This is a genomic window from Corynebacterium lubricantis DSM 45231, assembly GCF_000379425.1.
GTDB lineage: Bacteria > Actinomycetota > Actinomycetes > Mycobacteriales > Mycobacteriaceae > Corynebacterium > Corynebacterium lubricantis.
Window position 1 is genome coordinate 43,476 of record NZ_KB902235.1, and the last position, 25,184, is coordinate 68,659.

Sequence of the window (25,184 nt, forward strand, 5' to 3'; positions counted from 1 at the left end):
CTAGTTAACTGCTTCCTCCACCGAGTCCACGTCCCAGACGTTACCCCGCTTCGGTTCTGCACCGCAGGAAGAAATGATCCCGTCGACGGTGCGCGAGGCGAGCGTGACCGCGAAGTTGCGCCCCGATGCGGTATCAACCACGGTGAGTTTCGCCGACTTAGCATCCGCGGCAATTTCATCCGAAACCACGTCGAACTGTCCGTACTTCACGGGTTCGTGGGCAAGGGCGAGCTCGCTGGCCACTGCAAGTTCCGCAACCTGCGCCGTGGGGGTCAACGTGCCGCGCCCGCGGTTGCCTGCGATGAAGTAGGCGCCCTGCAAGGAGGCCTCAATCATCGATTCGGTGGCCTCGACGTTCATCCGCCCGAAGCTATATCCCCACGGCATCAACAGCATCGAGGGGGCGAATCGGTGGCCCTTCGTGTGCGAGGTTTCCCACACAATGTCGCCGTTTTCCGAGAACGGGTAGCGCTTCTCCAACTCGGTCACCAATGGACGACCCTTGATCGCACAGCAGGCATCGCGCTTGGCATGGGTGCAGATCAGCACGAGCGGGTGCGTGCGCTGCTCAAGGTTATTGCGTCCAGGCCCCGACAGATCCAGCTCCAGCAACTCCTCAGGGGAGCTGACGTGCGTGACCTCCATGATATTGTCCTCGGCGAAGACTAGGTAGAGGTGGTGGTCGGTGATCTGGCGTCGCTCCCGCGTCGGATGGCGAATCAACTGCAGGCTGGCCCCATACTTCTTCAGGTGAGCTTTAAGCCGAGCGGTGAATTCTTCCCCCAGCGTGCCTCCATCGAGCACGTCATGGCTCCAGCTCAATGGCCATTCGAAGATGACGTAGGTTCCTGCCTGCTTTGCCGTCCCGGGGAGAGGTTCTGGTGCTACGTCGGAACACCGCACGAGCGGTTGCTTCCCCTCTTGTGGTGCAGGCATGGTCATGCGCCCAGCCTAGTGCTTTTCTTCACAAGGCGGAAGTTGTTGACTTTACAACGTTTTGATTACCTTTTTGGTTTTTGTACCGTTCTGGTTTTCCATTTATGGGCATGAATATTACCCTTTGTATTCGTGTTTACGATTCGTCATTCCGCAGTCTGCGGCATCGCCCTCGTGGCAATGTTCGCAACTTCGGCATGCGCGGGTGATGGAACAGTAGCAACCCAGGCCGTCAGCAGCCCCAGCAGTTCGAGCACGACCGCAGGCGTCATGCCTTTAGGCGATGCCAGCTTGACTGAGAAAACGCAGCGCCCGGAAGCCCCCAGCCAGCTGGTGGTGACCCATGTGCGCACGGGTGCGCACGATCATTTCGACCGGGTTGTTTTTGACCTGGCTGGCAGCGGTCAACCCGGCTGGTACGTCGACTATGTCGATTCCCCTTCCCAACAGGCCTCTGGTTCTGCCGTCCCCGTCAAGGGCAAAGCGTTTTTGAACGTCAACATTGACGGGGTCGTCCCGGCTAAGGAACTGGGCATCCCAGACCCCCAGCTGCGTACCATCGCCGGAACCGGCTGCGTGGTCGAGGTCGTCAAGGCATCCAATGGTGGCGGCCGCGCTCAGTTCATTATTGGCGTTGATAAAGAGCACCCGTATTCGGTGGAAATGTTGGAGAATCCGCTGCGCCTCGTCGTGGATATCCACGCTAAGTAGCACGCACCTTTTAGCCATACATCGCCTCGATCCTCCACCCGCCTTGTACCCATAACAGCAGCCATGCTTGTTGCGCTTCGCCTTCTCGCTTTCCGACGATTTGGAGGCGCGCAACCTTCCGCGGGTGCGCCTCCCACCAACCTCCATCGACGGGCCACGGTCCCGCCCACGCCGTCACAAGATAGTGGTTCTTTCCCCACCCAAGCGCATAGGGGCGGGAGCTCAGCACCGCCTCCGCGGTCACCCCAACCCGCTTCGCCTCCGCGTCGATCAGCACAACACGCGCCACTGGGTGCGTCGGCCCTCCGCCGAGCCGCGCCGGCAACGGGGCCGGAATGGCTCCCGGCCACTCCCCTTCGACAGGTTCTGGGGCTTGTTCCCCAAAAGGCACCAGTTCGATGCGCTCGAGCACTCCCCGCCCGCCGACGAGGACAGGCTGTACTACCGCGTCGAGGCCGAGTGTGGATTGCACTCGCTCGACAACCCGGCGCGCAGCATCGGTTGTGGTCCCATCGCGCCAGAGTTCACCGACGGGTTCGGGTGCGGCCAGCTCCAAAGGCTCCAGGATCAAGGACGCGATGGCACCTGCCCCGCCACTGGTCAGCCAACCATCGAGTTGCCAGCGCACACGATCCGCGGTGGCGGCCTCAGTCAGTGCTTCCTTGGTTCGCCAGACCCGCTCCACCTGCCTGCCATCGGTGAGCTCCGCAATGATTTTCAAGCGCACACAGTTCTGCCCGACGGCGGAGAGCTTCTCATGAAGCGCGGCTGCCAATCCGCGCGCGGCGAAGGCTGCCGCGTCGACGCGCTCGATGGGATCCTCCGGGGTCAGCCCAACGGCGAGGTCTGCAACGGGTAGTTCAGGCGCTACTCGCCGGTCGGGTGCTGCGCGAGCGATTTTATGGCAGGTGATTCCTCCCACGCCGAAACGAGTAGACACTGCGGTCGACGGCAGTGCGGCTAAGTCTCCCAGGGTACGCACCCCTAATTGGCTCAGCGCGCGCACCAGCTCCGGGTCCACCCCCAAGGCTGTTTCTGCGACCAAGACGGAAACCGGTTGCTGGGCTAAGAAGCCCGCGGATTCGCCGGCGGGGACGATTTGGCCTGCACGCGAGGCGATGATTGCTGTGGCAATTTCGTCTGCGGCACCCGCCAGCGCATCGATCCCTTTGCGCGCTGCCGCGTCGAGGAGCATCTCTACTGCGATCGCTTCACCACCATGAAATTTCGCAACCGCTGCTAAATCCACAACGACCAACCCGGGCCGGATTACCTCCACGGACGAGGCCACGTCGTCAAAGCTTGCTGCAAGCGAGCTGAACATCCGCCCATCCCGATCCACGTCACTGTCCAGCACGGTCAGACTCGGGCAGACCGCTTGTGCCGCCCGCACTTTCATGCCCCGGCGCACGCCTTGGGCACGAGCCACGGACGAGCACACGGTGATGCGATGTTGTTCACCGATGGCTAGAGGCTCGGCGAGTGCGTCCTCGGCGCTGAGGCGCGCGGCTTGGATCGGCCAGTCCGGAAACCATAATGCTGCCACCCGCATTTATCGCACCGCCCTTAAATGCCGCTGTGGGGCCGTACCAGCAGCGTGTCCAGCAGCCTGACCGCCTGCCTGACCCACAGTGAGAATTCCGGAGGATGGCCGGTGTCCCTTGGACTCTGTCCGCACGTTCAAGTCCATCCCGGTGATTCTTCCGCTGCCCTGACCGATGCCACGGAAATCGGCAACCTGCGCGGAAATACTCAGAGCAGGCGATTGCACCTTCGTGCCTACCAGCAGCAAGGCGGCGTGCCCGGCGCGGAGTCGCGCCAATATTGGTCTCGCACGTACAGGCGAAATGGTAAGGTCGACGGCGCTGCGATAGATCACCAGATCGAGCCCCTCCACCAAAACGGAAGCAACGGAGAGGGGTTCCGTGCCCGGATCCGGGACGGCCACCACGCGCTGCAGTTCCCCGATGCCCGCATAGGACAGTTCCGGCCACCCCACAACCCCAGCAAACCCGCCACGGGAGGTAACCTGGTCGATCAATTCCACCGCGAGAGCGGGGGTATCGCTTAAGTGTGTTACCGATCGTCGAGGTAGACCACCTTGTGCAAGGAGTCGCTCCAGCCCATCACCAACAGGGAGAATATCCGTCTCTTCAGCAACTTGTTCTACAACTTCCCCTCCGAGCGCGGCCATGCGGGAGCGCAAAGTGGCGATCTTGTCGGCCCTGCTGAGCCCTGCACCAAGATCACCAAATTCCTCTACGTTCCGAACATATGTTCCCTCCACACCCTGTAGTATGCTCTTCGATTTCGACGCGCGCAACACCCCTGCTCGAACATATTTTCGACGGGGTTATATCCGGGACACTACCCGCCCGCGAGAATGAGCGCACCCACGCCAATCAACACCGTTGGGTAAATAATATGCTCCCAGCGGTGGAACGTTCGGGCCACCAACGGGTGCCTCGCCACAACATATGCAAGATACAGGAGCAGACCGTCTAAGACTATAAAGATCGCGCAGTAGATCAGCATCGTGGATATTTCAACGTTCGCAAATACTGGCACGTAGAGGCCGATATTGTTGCCGCCGTGGGCAAAGCTGACAACGCTGACGGCACGAAAGCTAATCGCCTTTCCCTGCGCGTCCTCTTCGGGGTCGTGATCCTTGCCCCGCAGGTGAACATAGATAAACCAGAGGCCCATCGCAATCGGAATAAGACCAAACAACGGGATCCATTCAGGGCGAATGAGGAGCTCTACTCCCAGGGCCAACAGCACCGAAATGGCAAGAATGGCAGTGAATCCGGCATATTGCCCGAGGACAATTTTCCAGATCGCGCCTTTTTGACCGGCTCCGCGGGCGAAAAAGATCGACAGCATCAAAAGGTCATCGATATTGGTCGCCGCGAACAATCCGAGGGCAGACAGAACAACCGCTAGAGTCATGGACCCACCCCTCTCGCCCGATCAACGTCGCATTAATTCATCACCTCTTCAATGCTATCGCGACACCCCCCTGCCAATTTGGATAACGAATTGCTAGGATTGTGTACATGACAACAACCGAGCTTATCCGCGCAGCTGATCGGCATTTCTGGCGTGATGCGGCAGTAGATTCGCGGCAATCATTCCTTGCTACCGGCAACTTCGATCTCGCTGCCAACGCCTTCGGGCTCCTCATGGTGCATAACGACGACATCGTCGCCCCCGGCGAGGGATTCGACATGCACCATCACCAGGATGCCGAAATTATCACCTGGGTCCTCGACGGAGCCCTCGAACATCGCGATTCGGGCAGTGCAGAATCGACCATCGTCGAAACCGGCATGGCCCAACACATCAGCGCAGGCGCCGGCGTCCGCCACTCCGAGGTCAACGCCGCGGGCTACACCAGCAGACAAAAAGTCCGGGTGGTCCAGAGCTGGTTGCCCGCCGATGTTTTAGGAACCACGCCCTCGCATGACCATCACGATTACAATGACACGCTCGCCTCGGGCGATTTCGTTCAGGTGGCAGGGCCCAGCTCCCCGCTTCCATTGGGAGTCGAGGGTGCCGCGTTATGGGTCGCACGGCTTCACGACGATCTCCCACGCGAACTTTCGGGTGGGGCCTTCGTCCACTTCTTCGTCGCTACGGGCGAGGCTCACGTGGATGGCGAGCACCTACATGCAGGCGACACCCTCCGCCTGACTGACGCGGGTCCCCTCAAGGTCACCGGTTCAGGCGAGGTATTGGCGTGGGTCATGGACCGGGCGGTGTAAACACAGGTAATTACGCGTTGGAGTCTGGCCACCACGTCTTCCTGGCCCGTCGATTGTGCGCGCGGGTCATCATCAACGAGGGGAAGGCTCCGATTACAACGAGTAACAGCGCCCACAGGCCTAACACGGGTTGTGCCATGGCAGCCGCCACGATCAGGAGGAAGAATCCCACAGCCCGGGTCAGGTACCAGGGAAACTCAATGTCGAGGCACTCCCCAATGAAATAGGGAATCATCCCATAGGGATCGCGCGCGCTGAACTTCCCTGTGGCCACAATTGCCAGGGCGGCACCTGCTACCAAGAACAGCACGCTTGTGATGATGGTCATGAAGAAATCATGACAGTCTTTTGCATTCCGATCAATCCTCTTCAAGCTGATAGCCTGATATTTCATGACTGCCTACGGTGACATGAAAGCCCGCAAAACCCCGATTCCTACACCGACGCTTGTGCGTGGAGTGGGATCCATCCTCGTCGGATTGTCCGTGGCCTTCATGCTCAGTGGAATGGGAATCGGGCTGCGCGTTGCGCTGGCTGGAACGGCTGCCGTAGCTGCCATTGCGCTGACTCTGTTGCATCCCTATCGTCGCGAAATGAAGTACTTCGCGCTGGCGAACAACGTGGACACCTTCCCCACCATCGGCCAGATGGTGCCACTCATGGTGTGGTGGCTGCTGCTGATGATCTCGCCGGTTCTTGCGCCGTGGCCCTCCTGGGGTGCCGCGCTTGCCTTCCTCATCATCGGCGGGCTCGCGTGGATGCTGTATCCACATGTCGACGGCACGCGAAAACTCGCCTACGCATAAGCCTCTAATCAGGCGCTAATCCAGATCGCGATCCGCCGCCCACCGGGTGAGCTGATGCCTATTCGATTGCTGCGTCTTACGCAGGATATTCGACGCGTGCGTTTCCACCGTCTTAATGGAAATGAAGAGCTTCTCGCCGATTTCCTTGTAGGTATATCCGCGCGCCAGAAGCCGTAGCACTTCCAGCTCGCGCCGGGTCAGTGCGTCAACGACCGGATCATCGATCTTCTCCGGTTCTCCCTCCGGGTCGTCGACCACCCCTCCTGAGGCGAAGGCATCGAGCACAAAACCCGCCAGGCGCGGCGAGAAATAGGCATCTCCGCCGTTGACCCGGTTAACGGCTTCGGCGAGCTCAACCCCATCGATATTCTTCGTCACGTAACCACGCGCACCCGCCCGGATGAGCGCAATCACGTCCTCTGCCGCGTCAGAGACCGACAGGGCGAGGAATTTTGTCTCGACCTGGGTTTGTTTGATCACGGCGAGACCGCCGCCGTCGGGCATGTGCACGTCCAGCAGCACAACATCGGGGTGCGTGGAGTTGATTCCCGCGACCGCCTCGCGCACCGTGCCCGCATCGCCGACAATGTCGACTTTGTCGGCTAACTCTGCACGGACACCGGCCCGGAACACGGAATGATCATCAACTAGGAAAACTCGCACCATAGTTGTTTAGGTTACCGCCAAGGTGAGAGTAATTTCTGTCCCGGCAGACGAGGAGCGGATTGTCACTTCCCCACCTGCGCGTTCCATCCGCCCGATAATCGAGTCGCGCACACCGTGGCGATCATCCGGAATGTCTTCAGGGTCGAAGCCTTTACCGCGGTCCCGCACAAAGATGGTGAGCTCGCCAGCCAGGTGTTCGGCGTAGACATCAAGGGTATCTACCCCTGCGTGCTTGCCGGCGTTGAGCATTGCTTCGCGGGCAGCCAACACAAGTGGTTCGGTATCTTCGTTGAAGCTCACGTCATCGCCGACGGTGACGGGGCTGATCCGCACACCCACTAGATCTTCCACTTCGCCGGCGGCCTTATTCAGGGCCGCGAACACTGTCGTGGAGGTCTTTTCTTCGGCGTCAAAGAGCCAGGCTCGCAGCTCTCGTTCTTGTCCGCGCGCGAGCCGGGTGACTTCGTCGGGGTCGTCGGCACGCTTTTGAATCAGTGCCAAGGTTTGCAGCACCGAGTCATGCAGCCGGGACGCGATTTCGGAACGCTGATTCGCCACGGCTTTCTCCTCGCGGGCGCTGACCAGCGAGGATGTCAGGCGCATCATCAGCGGGATGACCAAAATTCCCACGCCGAGGAGGGTAAGAATCACAGAGGCGACGGCACCGCCGAATCCACCGTCCTCCCACAGCACTGCCATGGCGACCACGCCGGCGAACACCAAAGTCACGCCCGCCACCAACGCAATGATATTGCCAACGGATCTCTTCTCCCGGTCGAAGGCCTGCCAGGAGAGGAAGGCACCAACGGCCACCACGCCCAACGCGATGAGCACAAAAGCGCTCACGCCACTGAGCAGTCCCGTCGTCGCCACAGCACCGACAATGCCGATCGCAGCCAAACCGATGTAGCTGGCCATGCCCATCTTCTGATTCGACGGAACGGGATCATTGCGGTTATTGGGCTCCGAGAACATCCACACCAGGGCATAGACCCAGACTCCGGCGCCGGAAAGAAATGCAGCGACCACCAGCGCAACGCGCACCCAGCCGACGTCCACGCCAAGGTGTTGCGCTAAGCCCGCAGCAACGCCCGCGACTACTCGCCCGTTTTTCGGGCGTGTGTAGCGCGGGTACAGCATCGGCTTTTCCGCGGAGATATACGGTGATCGTTGAGGCATACACTAATTGTTCCACGCCCTCGGGAGAAAAGAATCGGGGTAAACCCTGAAGCAAAAGTTCAGGGCAGATCCCGATTCACAACCAGGCGGATCTCAGCGAAACTTAAAGCATGAGCACCTTCAACGACACCCTCAAAGACATCTGGGCCACCCGACCACCCCGCATCCCGAAGAAGCAAGGCGGCAACGCCTACCTCGGCGGTGTCTGCGAGGGCCTTGGAGCCCGCTACCGCATCGACCCCACCCTCATCCGCATCATCTTCGTTGTCACCTTCTTCGCATGGGGTGGCAGCCTCCTCGTCTACCTACTCCTCATGCTGGTTATGCCCCGCTACGGCATGACAACGTCTCCTTGGGACGCAGTTGCCGCAGAAAAGGACACGCTCAATCCCACCGAAAAGGAAGAACGCAACACCGGCTGGGTTCTCATCGTGTTCTCCTCTATTATGACCATCGGTTTGCTCGGCGGGATGGGCGCAAGCTCGACCTCCCTGAGCGGACTGCTCACACTTGTGGTGTTCGGCGCGCTGATCTACTTCCTGCACCAGCGCACTCCTGAAGCACCGGATGGCTTGCTGGCAAACCCTCCACAGGGCACAAGCAAGGGCATGAGCGCCCCGGAAACAAGCGCAAGCGAGGGCGCAAGCGCCCAGGGGGAAACGACTTCGTCGCAAAGCTTCTCCCCTGACTTCTCCACCCTGCACCCTGTCGACGGCTACCCTCACCCCGACGTCGGGCGCAACACGCCCCCTGCCTGGGATCCGCTGGGCACCGTGCCCGAGCTGTGGGACCTGCCTGAGCCCGCTCAGCCACAGCCCGAGCCCCCGAAGAAGCGCAAGCACGGCTGGGCATGGATCATCGGCACCACCACCGTTGTGGTCCTGATCTTCTCCGCCACAGGCTTCGGCATCGTCCGCAATGTGGACCTCGGCGACACCTCCGGTGACCGCATGGTCACCATGTCCAGCGAGGCTGATCTAACCAATATTGAGCACAGCATTGGCGAACTCACCGTCGACATGTCGAACCTGCCCGTGCTCGACAGCGATCGCACCATCACCATCGACAACAGCCTGGGCGAAACCCACATCACTCCGTCGAGCGAGGCTCGCACCCAGTTCGAATGTTCGGTGAGTCTCGGCACCGCGCACTGCCCGGGGCTAGTCAACCCTGATGCAGAAGGTGGCACGCTTACCGTGCGCATCGACAACAGTCTGGGAGACATCAACGTGCGCAACTAACCTCTCAGCTAGCTGCACCGAGCACCAAAAGCGCACCGGGCGCTAAAGATCGCAAGATCCTTAGCGCCCGGTGGTTGCTTTTATTCCCACTCAATGGTTCCCGGTGGCTTGGAGGTAATGTCCAACACCACGCGGTTGACGTCGTCGACCTCGTTGGTGATGCGGGTAGAGATGATCTCCAGCGTCTCGTACGGCACGCGGACCCAGTCCGCGGTCATGGCGTCCTCGGAGGCCACGGGGCGCAGCACGATTGGGTGGCCGTAGGTACGGCCGTCGCCCTGCACACCAACGGAGCGCACGTCTGCTAGAAGGACCACTGGGCACTGCCAGATGGTGTTGTCCAGGCCAGCCTTGGTCAGCTCTTCGCGGGCGATGGCATCTGCCTTACGCAGCAGGTCGAGGCGATCTTTGGTGACCTCACCGATGATGCGGATACCCAGACCAGGGCCAGGGAATGGCTGACGGTTGACAATCACCTCGGGCAGGCCGAGCTCGCGGCCAACGGCGCGGACCTCGTCCTTGAACAGCAGGCGCAGTGGCTCGACGAGCTCGAACTCAACATCGTCGGGCAGGCCGCCCACGTTGTGGTGGCTCTTGATATTGGCAGTGCCGGTGCCGCCGCCGGACTCGACGACGTCGGGGTACAGGGTGCCCTGGACCAGGTAGTCCACCTGCTCGCCTTCCAGCACGCCTGCGACGGCGCGCTCGAACGCGCGGATGAACTCCGCACCGATCGCCTTGCGCTTCGCCTCTGGGTCGGTCACGCCGGCCAGCTTGTTCAGGAAGTTCTCGCGCTCGTCCATGGTGACAAGGCGGACATCAGTAGCAGCCACGTAGTCCTGCTCCACCTGCTCGCGCTCACCCTGGCGCAGCAGACCGTGATCCACGAACACACAGGTCAAACGATCACCGATGGCGCGCTGCACGATAGCTGCGGCCACGGCGGAGTCGACGCCACCAGACAGGCCACAGATTGCCTTGCCCTCGGGGCCGATCTGCTCGCGGACCTGCTCGATGAGCTGCTCGGCGATATTCGCTGGGGTCCAATCCTGCTTCAGTCCTGCGACCTCGGTGAGGAAGCGAGTCAGCACTTCCTGGCCATGCGGGGAGTGCATGACCTCAGGGTGGTATTGCACACCCGCCATCTTCTTCTCCACGTTCTCAAACGCAGCCACCGGCGCGCCAGGAGAGGACGCGGTCACGGTAAAGCCCTCCGGTGCGGACGTCACGGAATCGCCGTGGCTCATCCAGACCGGGTGCTCGTCGTTAAGCCCGGCGTGCAGCACGCCACCGTCAACCGACAGCGGGGTGCGACCGTATTCGCGGGTACCGGTCTTTTCCACGGTGCCGCCGAGCGCCGCCGTCATAGACTGGAAGCCGTAGCAAATGCCGAAGACGGGCAGGTCGAGCTCGAGGATTTCTGGGTCTAGTTTCGGTGCACCATCCTCGTACACCGACGAGGGGCCACCGGAGAGGACCAGGGCTGCAGGGTTTTTAGCTTTGACTTCTTCTGCGGTGGCGGTATGCGGGATGACCTCAGAATAAATTCTGGCCTCACGCACACGGCGAGCAATCAGCTGAGCGTACTGGGCGCCGAAATCGACGACGAGCACGGGGCGAGGATTAGGTGTATTCACGTTCCAAAGTGTAGTCGACGCCCCTACCCCACGTGAATTCTAGGTCTTTTCGATTCGTCGGCGATGGCGCGGCGCAAGATCTCACGTGTCTCCGTGGCCACTTGGCCCTTGCCCAGAAAGATATAGCGCAGCGTCTGCAGCCATGGGCTTCCCTGCGCCCAATCGAAGTAGAGCGTGGGTAGAACGTTGAAGTTCTTTCCAATATGGATCGCGATCACAGCCAGCGAGTTTGCTACCGAGGACGCACACACCGACAGGATTGCCCGGCCGTCCTCGTCGGTGCGCCCTTCGACGTGGAGTTGCTCCGAGAAGGCCGAGGGGTCGCGGAGTTGAATTTCCAGGTAGACCACGGATTCTTCATCCAGGTGGTTATTCTGCCGGATCTCTTGGTCCTTCGAGCGGAGTTCGTCCTCATCCGTGTTTGTAACCAGGTGGGGAGCAAAAGGCACAATATTGATGCGGTTGCCGGTGGTATGTGCCGAGAGGATTGTTTCTGCTTTCTCGTCCCAGGTCACGCCGACGTCGCGAAGCTCGTAGGCCCGCCACATGCGCGAGGCAAACGAGAAAACGATGATGCAGAGGATGAACCAGGCGGCGACCCGGATGCCGTCGGGGCGCTCAATAATATTGGCCACGGTGGTCGCGATGAAAATCACCGACACAACTGCGAAGTACCCGCGTGCTGCGCCCTTCGCGTACAAGGTGACGGCGATCGCGCCCGAGGTGATGACCACCAACACGCCGGTGGCATACGCCCCGGCCTGCTGCGTCACGGAAGCACGGAACACGAGCGTGACGACGATTGCCGCCGCCGCCAATACTCCCACCATCGGACGGGAGCGCTGCGCCCACCGCGGTGCCATGCCATACCGGGGCAAGTACTTCGGGATCAGGGCGAGCAAACCACTCATGGCGGAGGCCCCGGCAAACCACAAAATGGCGACCGTCGAGATATCGTAGACCGCACCAAAGGTGCTCCCTAGGTACTCGTGGGCGACCCAGGCCAGCGCGCGGCCTTCGGCGGTGCCTCCCGCTTGAAACTGCGCTGCGGGAATCAGCGTGACCGCAACGAATGAAGACAATAGGAGGAACACGCACATGATCAGCGCAGAGGTGGTGAGCAAGCGGTGCGCACCTCGAACGCGCTCCTCTGTGGAATTGGCGCGAATGAGTGGCATCACGGACACGCCGGTTTCAAACCCGGACAGTCCCAGCGCGAGCTTTGGGAAGACGATCAGGGAAATTAGCACGATGGCCCAGGGGCTCGCATGCGAGTGCGCGAGTGCATTGGCCCAGTTACCAATCAACTCCGGGTGCTGGTACAGCTGGTACACGCCAGCGCCGAGAACGATCAGGGTCAGCGTCAGATAAGTGCTTACCAGGACCACTGCGACGGAGACGGCTTCCTTGAAGCCTCGCATGAATACCAGCGCCAGCAGGACGATCAGGCCAATGGTCAGTGGGAGCTGCCATGGGGATTCCGTCGTGTGCAATAGGTGCGCGGAGGCATCCGCTGAGGACAGCGTGATGGTGATCATGAAGTCCGTGGCGGCAAATCCCAGCAGGACGAGCACGATCAGTTTGCCGAGCCAACCATGGGTGAGCCCTTCGATGAGCGCGATTGATCCCATTCCGTGTGGCGAATGCCGAGCGACCCGGCGGTAGACCGGAACGGCACACAATATGGTCACCAAGACCAGCACGAGGGTGGCGGGCGGGGCCAACGCGCCTACGGCAATAATGGCGATGCTGGGCTGGTAGCCGAGCGTGGAAAAATAATCCACGCCGGACAGGCACATCACTTTCCACCAGGAGTAATGGCGTTCTTTCGACGGCCGCGTAGTGAAGTTATCTCGGCGGACTGGGCGGTAGGGCTTGCCTACTCTGTTAGTCACACCTGGAAAATTACGCCTCCCTGTGGCCCAACACAATAGGGCATCACTAGTTCAGCGAAAGCTGCACTTTCTGGAAGCTCTTCACATCGGTGTAGCCGCACTTCGCCATTGCTCGACGCAGGCCGCCGACCACGTTAAACATGCCCAGTGGGTCTGACGATGGGCCGTGCAGAACTTCCTCGAGCGAGGCCACATTCTCCTCAGCATCGGCTTCGAAGCTCTCGGTCATCTCCACGTAGCCGCGCGGGAACTGCGGGTGCGCTGCCGAGGACTGCCAGTACAATCCCTTGCCTGCTGCCTCAGCGGTGCGAGCCAGCGGTGCGCCCAGCATGACGGCGTCGGCGCCGCAGGCGATGGCGCGAGCAATGTCGCCGGAGAGTGCGATCTCGCCGTCGGCAATGATATGGACGTAGCGACCACCGGTCTCGTCTAGGTATTCCCGGCGCGCAGCGGCAGCGTCAGCAATCGCGGTGGCCATCGGGGTACCAATACCCAGAGCGCTCTCGGAGGTGGTGTCGCCCGAGCCGACGATGATGCCTGCTGCGCCGGAGCGCATGAGGTGCAAAGCAGTCGTGTAATCGGAGACGCCGCCAGCGATGACAGGGATCTCCAAAGAACCGATGAACTCCTTCAGGTTCAGCGGTTCGCCGCCTTCTTGAACATGCTCAGCGGAGATCATGGTGCCCTGGATGAAGAGCAGCTCGGCGCCGGCCTTGATCACCACAGGTGCGATCTCGCGGGCGTATTGCGGGCTCACGCGCACCGCAACGGTCGCCCCGGATTCACGAATCTGGGTGATGTGCTCGGTGAGCAGGTCGGTATCGACGGGCGCCTTGTGCAGTTCCTGCAGCGCGCGCGTTGCCGCGCGGTCGCCCTGCTTGACGGCCTCTGCGATAGAGGCAATCGCGGCATCGGCATCCGCGTGGCGTCCGTACACGCCTTCAGCGTTGAGCACCGCCAGGCCACCCTGCTTGTCCATTTCGATGGCAAACTCGGGGCTGACCACGGCGTCGGTGGGATGTGCCACCACGGGAATATCAAAGGTATAAGCGTCGATATTCCAGGTGGTATCCACGTCCTTGGACGATCGTGTCCTACGGGTTGGCACGATCGAGACGTCGCTGAGGTGGTAGGTTGAGCGGGCTTCGCGCCCAATTCCGATTTCTACGTAATCACGCATGGGGCCTATTCTACGGGCCTTCCCCACCTGCGAGAGAGATAGGCCTCACAGAAGTACAAAGACCCGCCCCCTCCGCAGCGGAAACGCTGGGAAGGGGCGGGCCAATCGTCGTGAAGCGAAAAACTAGCTGTGGTAGTTCGGCGCCTCGACGGTCTGGGTGATGTCGTGTGGGTGCGATTCGCGCAGACCAGCGGTGGTGATCTGCACGAACTGCTTCGTCTGCAGCTCCTCGGTGGAAGAAGAACCGGTGTAACCCATTGCAGCACGCAGGCCACCGACGATCTGGTGGGTAATCGCATCAATCGTGCCACGGTAAGGCACGCGACCTTCGATGCCTTCTGGAACCAGCTTGTCCTCGCTGGTCACATCTGCCTGGAAGTAGCGGTCCTTGGAGTAGGAGCGCTTCTCGCCGGAGAGGCCACGGCCCTGCATAGCGCCCATGGAACCCATGCCGCGGTAGCGCTTGTACTGCTTACCACCGACAACGACGATGTCGCCTGGGGCCTCCGCGGTACCTGCAAGCATGGAGCCGAGCATGACGGTGGATGCGCCGGCCGCGATGGCCTTCGCTACATCGCCGGAGTGCTGCATGCCGCCATCGGCGATGATTGGCACGCCAGCCGCGCGAGCTGGAACGGACGCCTCCAGGATCGCGGTGATCTGAGGAGCGCCTACACCTGCGACAACGCGGGTGGTACAAATCGAGCCTGGGCCGATACCGACCTTGATGGCATCCGCACCAGCATCGATCATGGCCTGGGCTGCCTCGCGGGTAGCCAGGTTACCGCCGATAACCTCGACGTTGGCGCCGAAGTCCTTCTTGATGCGCGCGACCATCTCAAGCACGCGGTTGTTGTGTGCGTGAGCGGAATCGGCCACGAGTGCGTCGACGCCAGCGTCGACCAACAGGCCTGCGCGGGAGTAAGAATCCTCACCGGTACCGATACCAGCTGCAACGAGGAGGCGACCGGAATCGTCCTTGGATGCGTTCGGGTAAGCCTCGGACTTCACGAAGTCCTTCACCGTGATCAGGCCGGTGAGCTTGCCCTCGCCATCAATAATCGGCAGCTTCTCCACCTTGTTGGTGCTCAGCAGCTCAAGTGCTTCTTCCTTGGTGACACCCTCGCTGGCCACAACCAGTGGCATCTGGGTCATGACCTCAGAGACCTTGCGCTCGAAGTTGGATTCGAAGCGCATGTCGCGGTTGGTGATAATGCCAACGAGCTTGCCCTCGTCATCGATGACAGGCAGGCCAGAAATACGGAACCGCGCGCACAATGCATCGACTTCCTCGATGGTCATGTCTGGGCGCGCGGTAACTGGGTTGGTGACCATTCCGGACTCGGAACGCTTCACAATATCTACTTGCTCCGCCTGCTCTTCAGCGGACAGGTTGCGGTGCAGCACACCGATACCGCCCTGGCGTGCCATCCCGATCGCCATGCGTGCCTCGGTGACAGTATCCATAGCAGCAGACGCCACGGGGATGCCCAGGCGGATCTTGCGGGTTAATTGCGCCGAGGTGTTCACTTCGCCTGGCACGATGTGCGATTCAGCTGGCAAAAGAAGAACATCATCAAAGGTCAGTCCACGTAATGCAATCTTGGTTGGGTCATCTCCACCGGTAAACACGTGTGGTTCGGTCATATCTTTAAGTTCTCCTATCACAGACACCTACAATTCGCTTGCTCTTACCTTAGTGCCTAAAGGCCCTAGATTCCTAGCCCGCACGCAAGTCGTGTTGTGCGCTGGCAAATTGCTCTATGGCACTTGAAACAATAGGGTGACCAGTGTGAACTATGACTCCATGATGCCACGCGATCCGTTTGCCGATGATCCCAACGATCCGGCCTCGTTTCTCGATGAAGAGCACATCGAGCCGCTTAGCGACGATGAACGCGCCGCCGTCCTTGAGGATCTGCGACACGTGCGCGAATTTCGCCAGGTGCTCAAGCCACGCGGCATTCTGGGAATCTACTTCTTGTGTGAAGACTGCGACCAGATGCACTTCTACGACTGGGACATCATGGAAACAAACATGGTGGCCACGCTCGGCAATCAGATTCCGCCTGTACATGAGCCCAGCGTGGAGCCTGACCCCAACGCGTTTGTCCCATGGGACTACGCCTTGGGGTACCTAGACGGGCTGGAATCCCGCTAGTACTGCTGCGGTGCTACCGGCGCCGCGGTAGGCTGCGGTTCAACCTCTACCGGAGCCTGCGTCGGTGGCAGTGGGTTTTCGCGCACGGGCGCTTCCACGTACACCGTTTCTACCTGTGTTTGGGTCTGGGTTTCTGTCTGCGTCACAGTCACTGGTGCGCCAGGACTTGGGGTCACTGTCTCAGTGACGGTAGCAACCTGCGCGTCGGTCACGGACTCCGCACTCTCGCGCTGGGACGATTCTGCAGCATCTCGCGGTGCTCGAGTCACGGTCACCGTCACCGTCTCGGTGCCAGGAGTACCCGCCTCGCGGGATTGATTTGCGCGGGCATCGGTTGCAGTGACGTCCGTGCCTTCCTTCATGTCTCCCACGATGGAACGAGCCTGACTGAGCAGCTCGCGCGCCCGATCCTCGTCGCCGTTATCGGTGGCAGACTGCATCTCGTCTAAGGTGCCTGCAAGTTCAACCACGGCCGTACGATCGCCGTAGATGGCCGTAGAGATCGGCCACAGAGCAGAACCTGGGGTGGCGTTATAGATCGCCGCACCGGATCCCACGACAACGACCGCAGAGGCGGCAGCACCGACAAAACCAGCTAGCCACGGATTCACGCGACGCTTATTGCGGGCAGGGCCAAGCGGGAGGACAGCAGCATCAGTGCTCTCCCCCGAGCCATTCGCGCCATCATCCGCGACTTCTTCGCCGCCCTCGATGACGGGTGCCGGTGGCATCTGGCCGTTGACCTCTTGGCGTAGCTCTAAAAGAAGCTGCGCCAACTCGTCTTCGCCGCCTGAGGGATCTTCCCCTCGCGACAAAGACGTCAAGAATGCGTCATCGTCGATCAGCGGTTTGAGCTGATCTGTGATGTCGCTGTTCGCATCCTCATTGCGCCGCTTAGTCATTGTTCGACTCTTTCTCTTGCTCTAAAGACTGCCTTAAGGAAGCGAGCGCACGGTGCTGTGCCACTCGCACAGCCCCCGCTGTACTTCCAACGGCATCCGCAGTTTCTTCTGCAGAAAGTCCCACGAACACTCTCAGAATGATAATGTCTCGGGCCTTCTCACTTAGTGAATCGAGCAACGCTCTGACTCTGTTACTTCCATCAATAACCAGCGCAGATTCCTCTGGAGTGGTCCCGGAATATTCCCCATCTGGAACGTCTTCTGTGGGGTTCGATTTGTCTCGCGACATGCTTCGGTGGGCATCTGCAACTTTGTTGAATGCAATGCCGTACACAAAGGCCATAAAAGGCTTCCCGCGGTCGACATACTTTCCAATCGACTGGGACACAGCGAGGCAGATTTCCTGGGCAGTATCCTCTGCCGTCGGGGTTCGGCCACCACCGATGCGTGCCCGGGTGTAGCGCAGAACCCTCGGGTAGACAATCCGTATCACTTCCTGCAGTGCCCTACGGTCACCGTCTGCAGCCATAGGAACGAGCTCTGCGAGCCGTTCGTCGGCGGTTGAGTCTGACACGATAGCCCTACTTTGCATCTACGGATTTGTACAAGTGCGGTGAAAAACGATTCAACGGATTGATACAGCTTTTCAATCAGTTAAATCGAATCCCAATCATACCCTGTGGCCCAGACATTTCTTGAAGCACGTCACATAAACCCCCACCTGGCCGAAACATTTTCCCAGTTCAGAAGTGATATTACGCGCGCCTTCACTTCTCCATGACCCCAGAAGTACTAGACAAAACGTAGAACATAACCGAAGCCAAACCTGTGAACTGCGTAGGAATTACCCAATTTGGCATACCTAACGTTAAATCGTTAGCAAAAAGCAATATTTTCGCCCCAGACGAGCACTAACACCACACCCTTAACAAACTTTACAAGTGGCTTTACAAGGTAGTTGAGAGGGATTCTTCAGCATTTTCCAAAAGTTCACCCACCTTTAACCTGGACAGTCTGCGCAGGTCAGGAACACCTTTTCACCTAAAGGGGCCACCTATCAAACTTCCGGCAACACAAATTCAACCAAATGTTAACCATGGGATACCACACTTCATCTCGGGTCGCAGCGCGAGCTCAGCGCGAACACTGCACGAACTCAGCGCGACGCCTAGTCAACATCCGTGTCCACCATCTGCGTACAACGCAGCTCCGGTGCTCATATAAAGGGGAATACAACCATGTCTCAGCCACAGCAGCTTCCAGGACCAAACGCCGACTTCTGGGATTGGCAGTTGCACGGTTCCTGCCGTGGCCAGGCATCAGATGTGTTCTACCACCCGGACGGCGAGCGCGGTCGTGCTCGCGCACAGCGCGAGAATCGTGCCAAGTCTATCTGCTACACCTGCCCGGTCCTCGAGCAGTGCCGCGAGCACGCGCTCAAGGTGGCAGAGCCTTATGGCATCTGGGGTGGCATGAGCGAATCCGAGCGCCAGAACCTGCTGCGCGCCCGCCAGCCACGTAAGGTGCGCGCGAAGGGTGCTCCAGCAGTGCCCACCGTTGCAGCTCGCGCTAAATAACACGCAAGTAGCGCGCAAGCGGTATACGCAACGCAAAACGCCCCCACCTTCGCAGTGGTGCACTGGCGAAAGCGGGAGCGTTAAGGACTAGCTCTTAGTGGTGATGTCCGTGGACACCGGCTGCTTGAGCCTCAGGCTCAGCGGGCTTTTCCACAACGGATGCCTCAGTGGTGAGGATCATCCGAGCAACAGACGTTGCGTTTACAACAGCAGATGCGGTGACCTTTACCGGGTCAATGATGCCCTGCTCGATCAGATTGCCGTACTCCATGGTTGCGGCGTTGAAGCCCTCACCATTGGCGCGCTCAGCGATCTTGGAAACAACAACTGCTCCGTCAAGACCTGCGTTGTCTGCGATCCAGTACGCAGGTTTTACCAGCGCACGAGACACAGCCAGCACGCCGACCTTCTGGTCGTCTTCGAACTCGTTCGCGTACTCCTTCAAGATCTCGGAGATCTGCACAAGTGCGGAACCACCGCCGGCGATCACGCCTTCCTGTGCAGCAGCACGCGCAGCGTTGATGGCGTCTTCGACGCGCAGCTTACGCTCGTTGACCTCGGTCTCGGTTGCAGCACCAACGCGGATGACAGCGACGCCACCGGACAGCTTGGCCAGGCGCTCTTCTGCCTTTTCCTTGTCCCAGGTGGAATCGGTATTTTCGATTTCGCGACGAATCTGCTCACGACGAGCCTCAACGGCCTCAGCAGAGCCAGCACCGTCAACGATGACCGTGTCTTCCTTGGTCACGTTCACGCGACGTGCGGAACCAAGAACGTCCAAATCAGCATCCTTGAGGTTGATGCCAACCTCAGGATCAATCACGGTGGCCTGGGTAACTACAGCCAGGTCATCCATGAACGCCTTACGACGCTCACCGAAGTATGGCGCCTTCACAGCAACGACCTTGATGGCCTTGCGGATCGAGTTCACAACCAGGGTCTGCAGTGGCTCGCCGTCGATGTCTTCAGCGATAATCAGGACTGGCTTGTTGGTAGCAACAATCTTTTCCAGCAGTGGCAGGAAGTCTGGCAGCGAGGAGATTTTGTTGCGTACCAGCAGGACGTATGGGTCCTCGAGATCAGCGTGGCCGGTCTCAGCATCGGTGACGAAATAAGGAGACAGGTAGCCCTTGTCGAAGGAGATGCCTTCGGTCACGTCAACGTACGAATCGATGGACTGGGATTCCTCAACGGTGAGAACACCGTCCTTGCCCACTTTGTCCATTGCGCCGGAGACCATCTCGCCGACGATAGCGTCGCGGGAGGACACGGTAGCAACGTTGGCGATCTCTTCGGAAGAAGAAACCTCGGTTGCGCGTGCGCGCAGTTCCTCGACGACCTTCTCGGCTGCGGCAGAAATGCCCTTGTTCAGCTCGATTGGGTTCGCGCCGGAAGCAACGTTGCGCAGGCCTTCCTTCACCAGCGCCTGCGCGAGCAGGGTTGCGGTGGTGGTGCCGTCACCAGCAGCGTCGTTGGTCTTCACAGCGACCGACTTCACCAGCTGTGCGCCGAGGTTTTCAAATGGATCTTCCACGTCGATATCGCGTGCGATGGTGACACCGTCGTTGGTGACGGTTGGGCCACCGAAAGCCTTGGACAGAACGACGTTGCGCCCCTTCGGGCCGAGGGTTACCTTGACCGCATCAGCGAGGATATCCACACCACGCTGAATGCCCTCGCGGGCCTCCTGGTCAAATGCAATAAGTTTTGCCATGGGTTAAAAGACCCCCGACTACTTCTCGACGATTGCGAGCAGGTCACGAGCGGAGAGCAGCAGGTACTCTTCGCCGTTGTACTTCAGCTCGGTGCCACCGTACTTGGAGAAGATAACGGTGTCACCTTCCTTGACGTCAACGGCAATCTTGTTGCCCTTGTCATCGGTGCGACCAGGACCCACTGCAATGACGGTAGCCTCTTGTGGCTTTTCCTTTGCAGAGTCTGGGATAACCAGGCCGGAAGCGGTGGTTGTCTCCGCCTCGACGATCTGAACCAGAACCTTGTCTTCCAATGGCTTGATGTTTACGTTTGCCACGTTGTGTAACCTTTCGAGAGAAATCAGTTTTGTTCTTGTGCTGGTTGGTTTAGTCCTGCACAGCCGTCGTCGCGGGTGAACAACTGTGTGTCAAACAACCTATTTAGCACTCTACCCATGCGAGTGCTAAGTTTCAACATGAATCGCTACAAGCTAACTTTTCTCCAGCACCAGAGGCACTTCTGCCTCCAACGACGTGTCGGTTCCCACACCATAACCGGATTCCGGAGCTCCCTCGTGAATGAGTTGCGCGCCTAGCGCTGCGATCATCACGCCATTGTCCGTGCAGAGCTGAAACCTGGGCACGCGCAGTTCGATCCCCGCCTCGTCGCAACGCTCTTGTGCCATCGAACGCAACCTGGAGTTGGCCGCAACGCCGCCACCAAGCAGCAGCGTCGTCGCACCGGTGTCCTGGCACACGCGAATGGCCTTTTGGGTGAGCACGTCGGCGACGGCTTCCTGGAAAGAGGCACACACATCCTCGATGGAAATGACCTCGCCGTCGCGCTCGGCACGCTCAACGTAGCGCGCCACCGACGTTTTCAGCCCGGAAAAGGAGAAGTCGTGGCGGTGCTCGCCGCGCAAATCCTGCGGGCGGTTGAGGCCACGCGGGAAGGCGATCGCCTGCGGGTTGCCGCGTTGCGCAAGCTTATCGACGATCGGACCGCCCGGATATCCCAACCCCAAAAGGCGAGAGACCTTGTCGTAGGCCTCCCCTGCCGCGTCGTCGAGCGTGGAGCCAAGTTCTTTCATGGGCTTGCCCACGGCCTCGACCTCGAGCAACTGCGTGTGTCCGCCGGAGACCAGAAGCGCGATCGAGTGCGGCAACTCCTCTGCCCCATCGAGGTTGGCCACGGCCACGTGTCCGCCTAAGTGGTTGACACCGTAGAAGGGCACTCCCCACGCCGCGGCATAGGCTTTCGCCGCCGACGCGCCCACCAGCAGCGGGCCGGCGAGACCCGGGCCGACCGTCGCAGCAACGGCATCCGGCTTATCAATACCCGCCTGCGCGAGTGCATCGGCCATCACCTGGGGCATGGCCTCGAGATGTGCGCGGGAAGCGATTTCGGGCACGACGCCGCCGAAGCGCGCGTGCTCCTGCATCGAGGAAGCAACGGAATCGGCGACGATTGTCATCGAGCCGTCCTCGCCTAAGTCGATGACTCCCACACCGGTCTCGTCGCAGGAGGATTCGATACCTAAAACGATCACGGTTTACTTCCTCTCACTCAGGCTGGGACGCTTCATGGTGTACGCGTCTGCACCTGAGGGCGAATAATATTTCTTCCGCAGCCCGATCTGTTCAAAATCAAACTGTTCATAGAGTTTGATCGCGGCCTCATTGTCTGTGCGGACTTCCAAGAACATCTGCCCGTCGTATTGGTCAGCCACGTGGACCAGTTGCTCCATTAAGAAGCGGCCAATGCCACGGCGCTGGAACTGTGGGTCCACGCCAATGGTGTGCACCTCGAATTCGGGATCCTCGCGGGGGCCGAGCATGGCCAACCCTGCGTATCCCATCAGCACATCCGATTCATCGGGTTCGCTGGCATCATCGTCGTTCTCAGCATCAAAGACACCCACGTAGAACGTGTGTGGGGCCGCAAACTCAACGAGGAAAATCTCACGCGACCAGGGGTTGTCCTCGGCGAAGAGCAGCGCTTCAATTTCTGCTACCTGATCGGCGTCCGTGCGCGTCAGCGTACGTAGTTTCACAATTGAACCTCAGGAATTGCCGGTGACTTCGGTTTCTGCGCCGGGACCTTCGCATCGGGCCTGCGCAAGTAGTGCGGCTCCAACGGTGCCGGCGTGGATGTCAGATCCGCGACGGCAACCAGCGCCGCAGCCGTCGGCGCCACGTTGCTCGCCTTCGGAGCTTTAACAGCAAGTGAATCTCGGAGGTGATCCGGCACGCTGATCGCATCCACCTCGTGGTCAAGAGTAAGTGAAGCAGGGGCAGTCACGTCGGGTCCAGCAGTGCGGACACCCTGGTCATAAGCCGCCCAATACACCTCGCGGCGACGTGCATCGGTGACCACGAGGACACGTGGCTCGTCGATTAGCGAGGCGACAGCGTCATGGGTGACCACGCCGTGGACCGGAATGCCGAGGGCCTGGCCGAAGGCGCTGGCCGTGGACATGCCGACGCGCAGCCCGGTGAACGGGCCTGGGCCACTGCCAACGACGATGGCGCCTAGGTCAGCGAATGTGAGCCCGCCGCGCTCCAGGAGCTTCTGGACGGTGGGGACCAAAATCGCGTTGTGATTGCGCGTGTTCGGCACGATCTCGTCGATGGTGTCACCCGTGTCGGTATTGACCAATCCGGTGACAAGGTCCGGTGTTGCTGTATCGAGGGCAAGGACCCACATTAGATGCGGTACCCCAAAGTCCACGCCTCGCCGTCCTTGTAGAACGGAAGCGGGGTGTTCATCGGAATGGCCTGCTGCATAGCGGCTGACTGGCCCTCGAACTCTGGGCACAGCTGAATCTGATCAGTGGAGACCTGGTCGACACCGATCTCTGCGTTTTGATCCATTGGCAAAAGCAGCACGTAGTCGTAGTCGCCGCCGAGGTCGAGGTCCTGGCCGACGAGCTCCAGCTTGATCTGCTGCAACTCAGGTGGCTCGTTGCTGCACAGCGTCAGAATGCCCTGGTATTCGTCGCCGTAGACATCTGCGGGGTTAATCTCAGCGTCAGCCATGAGTGCTGGTCCGGTTGCTGGGGTGATCTGGTTCAAGGTCGAGCTCAGGGAACTCTGACCAGCAGATCCAGCATTGCCCTTAGGCAAAATAAAGATCAACACCGCCAGGATAATGACCCAGACGGCGATGACGATGCCGAACCAACCTTTGTCTTTGCTGTTGAGATTCATGATCCCGATCCTACAACCACTTAGATAACTAGCAAGAACAGCACCTGGGCTGCCACGATTTTGCCGATCATGGTTGTCGGATACACCGTGGCGTATCCGCGCTCAGCGAGATCGGTGCGGGTCTGGGTATTGAGGTAGCTAATCACCGCGGGGTTGGTGGTCATACCGGCGGCAACACCCATGGCCTCGTCCCATTTCAGCTTGAACATCCATATGCCCACGAAGCCGATCACCAGCGCGGAGATCATGGTGAGCGCGAAACCCACACCCATATAGGTCAGTGATGACGGATCGGTAAGCGCGCTGCGGAAACCCGCGCCCGCGGACGTGCCCACACCAGCGAGGAATAACGCCAAACCAAGAGTGGAAATCGTCCGATTGGCATGGAACGGCAGCTGCCAGTGGATCGGACCGGTGCGATTGACCGCGCCGAGGATCAGGCCCGCGACAATCGGACCGCCGCCGAAGCCGAGCGTGAGCGTGGTGCCACCAGGTAGTGGGATGGGGATCGCGCCGATGAGCAGGCCGAGTGTGAGGCCCATAGCGAAAGGCAGCAGATCGACGTTGCCCAGCGCCTTCTCCGAGTCGCCGATGTAGGCCCGGACCTTATCCATCTGGCCTGGGGCGGTGACCACGCGCACGCGGTCGGAGTAGTTCAAAACGGTGCCCGAGGTCGGCACAATGGAGGAATCACCGCGGCGTACGCGCGCGATGAGAAAACCCTTCTTCGCCGGGTCGAGGTCGCGGATTTGATGGCCGGCCACCTCGGGATTGGACACAGTGTATTCGCGGTAGACCAGATCGGTGTCTTCGATTTTTATCACGCGTTCTTCCCCGAGCTGCGGAATTGCCGCAGATAGCGCCTCGGCGGTGCCGTGGATCAGCAGGATCATCCCCGGTTGCAGCTGGCCGGATTGATCGGCCAGCTTGTGGTCATCCGGGTCGTTGGTGATGCGTGTGGCCAGGATTTCTTCGCCGGTGATCTCTCGTAAGTCCCCGATTGTTCCGGAGATTCCTTCCCGGATTTCCACTCCCGTCCACTTCAGCGGAGCGGTGATCAGCCCCTCGTCCGCGGCATCCTGCTTGTGCTTAACTTTCAGCGCTGCTGCACCAATGGCGGCCACGAGGATGGGGCCAATTACGCCGCCTGGATAGGCCAGCGAATAGCCCACCACGGGTGCTTGTGATTGGGCGGGATCGACCATTTCCACCACGGCTGCCATACCAGGGGTCGAACTCAGCGCGCCCGCGAACATACCTGCACCCATCGCAGGATCGAGGTCGAGGCCCTTAATGAAGAGGATTGCAACGCCGACTAGTACCACGATCATCACGATCATGAACACGGAGAGCTTCCACCCGCGGTTTTTGAATTCGCGGAAGAAGGCCGGCCCCGAGGACAAACCGATGACGTAGACGAACATGGCCAGACCGAGCTGATATAGCAGCGGTGGGAGTTGGATGTCGGGATTTGCCGTGGACAGGCCCAGTGCCACGAACAAGACCGCCGCGGCACCGAGCGAAATCCCGAAGATGTTAATCTTGCCGATGGCCAAACCCAGCGCCAGCATGATGGCCAGGGCGAGCAGTGGATTTGTAGCGAGGTAATCCAACATCTCTACGAT

At 60.0% G+C, this 25,184-nt stretch carries 26 protein-coding genes; 6 read left to right on the forward strand and 20 right to left on the reverse strand.

All coding sequences use genetic code 11. The features are described 5' to 3' along the window. Positions 1 to 942, reverse strand: coding sequence for a ferredoxin family protein (locus A37O_RS0111700; RefSeq protein ID WP_018297689.1), 942 nt, complete (start codon positions 940 to 942; stop codon positions 1 to 3). Between the two features lie 126 nt (positions 943 to 1,068). Here A37O_RS0111700 and A37O_RS15475 point away from each other — a divergent pair, with 126 nt between their 5' ends. Next, the gene (locus A37O_RS15475) at positions 1,069 to 1,647 is read left to right on the forward strand and encodes an AMIN-like domain-containing (lipo)protein (RefSeq protein WP_156802597.1); all 579 of its coding nucleotides are present in this window, start codon (positions 1,069 to 1,071) and stop codon (positions 1,645 to 1,647) included. 10 nt (positions 1,648 to 1,657) lie between these two features. Here the strand turns inward: A37O_RS15475 and A37O_RS0111710 are convergent, their stop codons facing one another. The 3 genes from A37O_RS0111710 to A37O_RS0111720 all read right to left on the reverse strand — a co-directional run bounded on the left by A37O_RS0111710 (position 1,658) and on the right by A37O_RS0111720 (position 4,596). After that, positions 1,658 to 3,199, reverse strand: coding sequence for a Y-family DNA polymerase (locus A37O_RS0111710; RefSeq protein ID WP_018297691.1), 1,542 nt, complete (start codon positions 3,197 to 3,199; stop codon positions 1,658 to 1,660). Then, positions 3,200 to 3,934 carry a hypothetical protein gene (locus A37O_RS0111715; protein ID WP_342661962.1) on the reverse strand — a complete coding sequence of 245 codons (735 nt, stop codon included), beginning with the start codon at positions 3,932 to 3,934 and terminating at the stop codon, positions 3,200 to 3,202. An 80-nt stretch (positions 3,935 to 4,014) separates the two neighbouring features. Continuing rightward, positions 4,015 to 4,596: a cadmium resistance transporter gene (locus A37O_RS0111720; protein ID WP_018297693.1), complete on the reverse strand. Its 582-nt coding sequence runs from the start codon at positions 4,594 to 4,596 to the stop codon at positions 4,015 to 4,017. A 107-nt stretch (positions 4,597 to 4,703) separates the two neighbouring features. Between A37O_RS0111720 and A37O_RS0111725 the strand changes: the two genes are divergently transcribed. After that, positions 4,704 to 5,411, forward strand: coding sequence for a pirin family protein (locus tag A37O_RS0111725; RefSeq protein ID WP_018297694.1), 708 nt, complete (start codon positions 4,704 to 4,706; stop codon positions 5,409 to 5,411). Positions 5,412 to 5,421: 10 nt separating this feature from the next. Here the strand turns inward: A37O_RS0111725 and A37O_RS0111730 are convergent, their stop codons facing one another. Further along, entirely contained in the window at positions 5,422 to 5,739 is a 318-nt protein-coding gene (locus A37O_RS0111730; RefSeq protein ID WP_026196340.1) for a hypothetical protein, read from the reverse strand. A 64-nt stretch (positions 5,740 to 5,803) separates the two neighbouring features. On the opposite strand from A37O_RS0111730, the gene A37O_RS0111735 reads away from it, so the two are divergent. Beyond that, entirely contained in the window at positions 5,804 to 6,217 is a 414-nt protein-coding gene (locus A37O_RS0111735) for a hypothetical protein (protein ID WP_018297696.1), read from the forward strand. A gap of 15 nt (positions 6,218 to 6,232) precedes the next feature. On the opposite strand, the gene A37O_RS0111740 is transcribed toward A37O_RS0111735, so the two are convergent. Together A37O_RS0111740 and A37O_RS0111745 are read right to left on the reverse strand one after the other, a co-directional pair. Next, the gene (locus A37O_RS0111740; RefSeq protein ID WP_018297697.1) at positions 6,233 to 6,883 is read right to left on the reverse strand and encodes a response regulator; all 651 of its coding nucleotides are present in this window, start codon (positions 6,881 to 6,883) and stop codon (positions 6,233 to 6,235) included. 6 nt (positions 6,884 to 6,889) lie between these two features. Beyond that, positions 6,890 to 8,062, reverse strand: coding sequence for an ATP-binding protein (locus A37O_RS0111745; protein WP_051077994.1), 1,173 nt, complete (start codon positions 8,060 to 8,062; stop codon positions 6,890 to 6,892). A 110-nt stretch (positions 8,063 to 8,172) separates the two neighbouring features. Between A37O_RS0111745 and A37O_RS0111750 the strand changes: the two genes are divergently transcribed. Further along, complete coding sequence (locus A37O_RS0111750) at positions 8,173 to 9,303, forward strand: PspC domain-containing protein (RefSeq protein WP_018297699.1); 1,131 nt, start codon at positions 8,173 to 8,175, stop codon at positions 9,301 to 9,303. An 80-nt stretch (positions 9,304 to 9,383) separates the two neighbouring features. Here A37O_RS0111750 and guaA read toward each other — a convergent pair whose 3' ends face one another. The 4 genes from guaA to guaB all read right to left on the reverse strand — a co-directional run bounded on the left by guaA (position 9,384) and on the right by guaB (position 15,662). Continuing rightward, the gene (gene guaA / locus A37O_RS0111755) at positions 9,384 to 10,940 is read right to left on the reverse strand and encodes a glutamine-hydrolyzing GMP synthase (RefSeq protein ID WP_026196341.1); all 1,557 of its coding nucleotides are present in this window, start codon (positions 10,938 to 10,940) and stop codon (positions 9,384 to 9,386) included. Positions 10,941 to 10,963: 23 nt separating this feature from the next. Continuing rightward, positions 10,964 to 12,739: an APC family permease gene (locus A37O_RS0111760; protein WP_018297701.1), complete on the reverse strand. Its 1,776-nt coding sequence runs from the start codon at positions 12,737 to 12,739 to the stop codon at positions 10,964 to 10,966. Between the two features lie 142 nt (positions 12,740 to 12,881). Then, entirely contained in the window at positions 12,882 to 14,015 is a 1,134-nt protein-coding gene (locus A37O_RS0111765; RefSeq protein ID WP_018297702.1) for a GuaB3 family IMP dehydrogenase-related protein, read from the reverse strand. A gap of 123 nt (positions 14,016 to 14,138) precedes the next feature. After that, positions 14,139 to 15,662 carry an IMP dehydrogenase gene (gene guaB, locus A37O_RS0111770; RefSeq protein ID WP_018297703.1) on the reverse strand — a complete coding sequence of 508 codons (1,524 nt, stop codon included), beginning with the start codon at positions 15,660 to 15,662 and terminating at the stop codon, positions 14,139 to 14,141. Positions 15,663 to 15,798: 136 nt separating this feature from the next. Here guaB and A37O_RS0111775 point away from each other — a divergent pair, with 136 nt between their 5' ends. Continuing rightward, positions 15,799 to 16,176, forward strand: a complete 378-nt coding sequence (locus A37O_RS0111775) for a DUF5319 domain-containing protein (protein ID WP_018297704.1) — start codon at positions 15,799 to 15,801, stop codon at positions 16,174 to 16,176. Here the strand turns inward: A37O_RS0111775 and A37O_RS15480 are convergent. Continuing rightward, on the reverse strand, positions 16,173 to 17,078 hold the full coding sequence (locus tag A37O_RS15480) for a hypothetical protein (RefSeq protein ID WP_018297705.1): 906 nt from the start codon (positions 17,076 to 17,078) through the stop codon (positions 16,173 to 16,175). The two genes, A37O_RS0111775 and A37O_RS15480, sit on opposite strands and share 4 nt — an antisense overlap. Beyond that, positions 17,071 to 17,670 (reverse strand): sigma-70 family RNA polymerase sigma factor, encoded by a 600-nt coding sequence (locus tag A37O_RS0111785; RefSeq protein ID WP_018297706.1) that lies wholly within the window; start codon positions 17,668 to 17,670, stop codon positions 17,071 to 17,073. Before A37O_RS0111785 ends, A37O_RS15480 begins: the two co-directional genes overlap by 8 nt. Before the next feature lie 646 nt (positions 17,671 to 18,316). Between A37O_RS0111785 and A37O_RS0111790 the strand changes: the two genes are divergently transcribed. Further along, positions 18,317 to 18,655: a WhiB family transcriptional regulator gene (locus A37O_RS0111790; protein ID WP_018297707.1), complete on the forward strand. Its 339-nt coding sequence runs from the start codon at positions 18,317 to 18,319 to the stop codon at positions 18,653 to 18,655. A gap of 94 nt (positions 18,656 to 18,749) precedes the next feature. Here A37O_RS0111790 and groL read toward each other — a convergent pair whose 3' ends face one another. The 7 genes from groL to A37O_RS0111825 all read right to left on the reverse strand — a co-directional run bounded on the left by groL (position 18,750) and on the right by A37O_RS0111825 (position 25,175). After that, entirely contained in the window at positions 18,750 to 20,369 is a 1,620-nt protein-coding gene (groL, locus tag A37O_RS0111795) for a chaperonin GroEL (RefSeq protein ID WP_018297708.1), read from the reverse strand. An 18-nt stretch (positions 20,370 to 20,387) separates the two neighbouring features. Continuing rightward, a complete protein-coding gene (gene groES, locus A37O_RS0111800) occupies positions 20,388 to 20,687 on the reverse strand; it encodes a co-chaperone GroES (RefSeq protein WP_018297709.1) in 300 nt (99 codons plus the stop codon). A gap of 153 nt (positions 20,688 to 20,840) precedes the next feature. After that, positions 20,841 to 21,899: a tRNA (adenosine(37)-N6)-threonylcarbamoyltransferase complex transferase subunit TsaD gene (tsaD, locus tag A37O_RS0111805; protein ID WP_018297710.1), complete on the reverse strand. Its 1,059-nt coding sequence runs from the start codon at positions 21,897 to 21,899 to the stop codon at positions 20,841 to 20,843. 3 nt (positions 21,900 to 21,902) lie between these two features. Continuing rightward, positions 21,903 to 22,403 carry a ribosomal protein S18-alanine N-acetyltransferase gene (gene rimI, locus A37O_RS0111810; protein WP_018297711.1) on the reverse strand — a complete coding sequence of 167 codons (501 nt, stop codon included), beginning with the start codon at positions 22,401 to 22,403 and terminating at the stop codon, positions 21,903 to 21,905. Further along, positions 22,400 to 23,056, reverse strand: a complete 657-nt coding sequence (tsaB, locus tag A37O_RS0111815; protein WP_018297712.1) for a tRNA (adenosine(37)-N6)-threonylcarbamoyltransferase complex dimerization subunit type 1 TsaB — start codon at positions 23,054 to 23,056, stop codon at positions 22,400 to 22,402. Before tsaB ends, rimI begins: the two co-directional genes overlap by 4 nt. Continuing rightward, on the reverse strand, positions 23,056 to 23,559 hold the full coding sequence (locus tag A37O_RS0111820) for a hypothetical protein (RefSeq protein WP_018297713.1): 504 nt from the start codon (positions 23,557 to 23,559) through the stop codon (positions 23,056 to 23,058). Before A37O_RS0111820 ends, tsaB begins: the two co-directional genes overlap by 1 nt. 20 nt (positions 23,560 to 23,579) lie before the next feature. Beyond that, positions 23,580 to 25,175 carry an aspartate:alanine exchanger family transporter gene (locus tag A37O_RS0111825; protein ID WP_018297714.1) on the reverse strand — a complete coding sequence of 532 codons (1,596 nt, stop codon included), beginning with the start codon at positions 25,173 to 25,175 and terminating at the stop codon, positions 23,580 to 23,582. Positions 25,176 to 25,184: the final 9 nt, after the last annotated feature.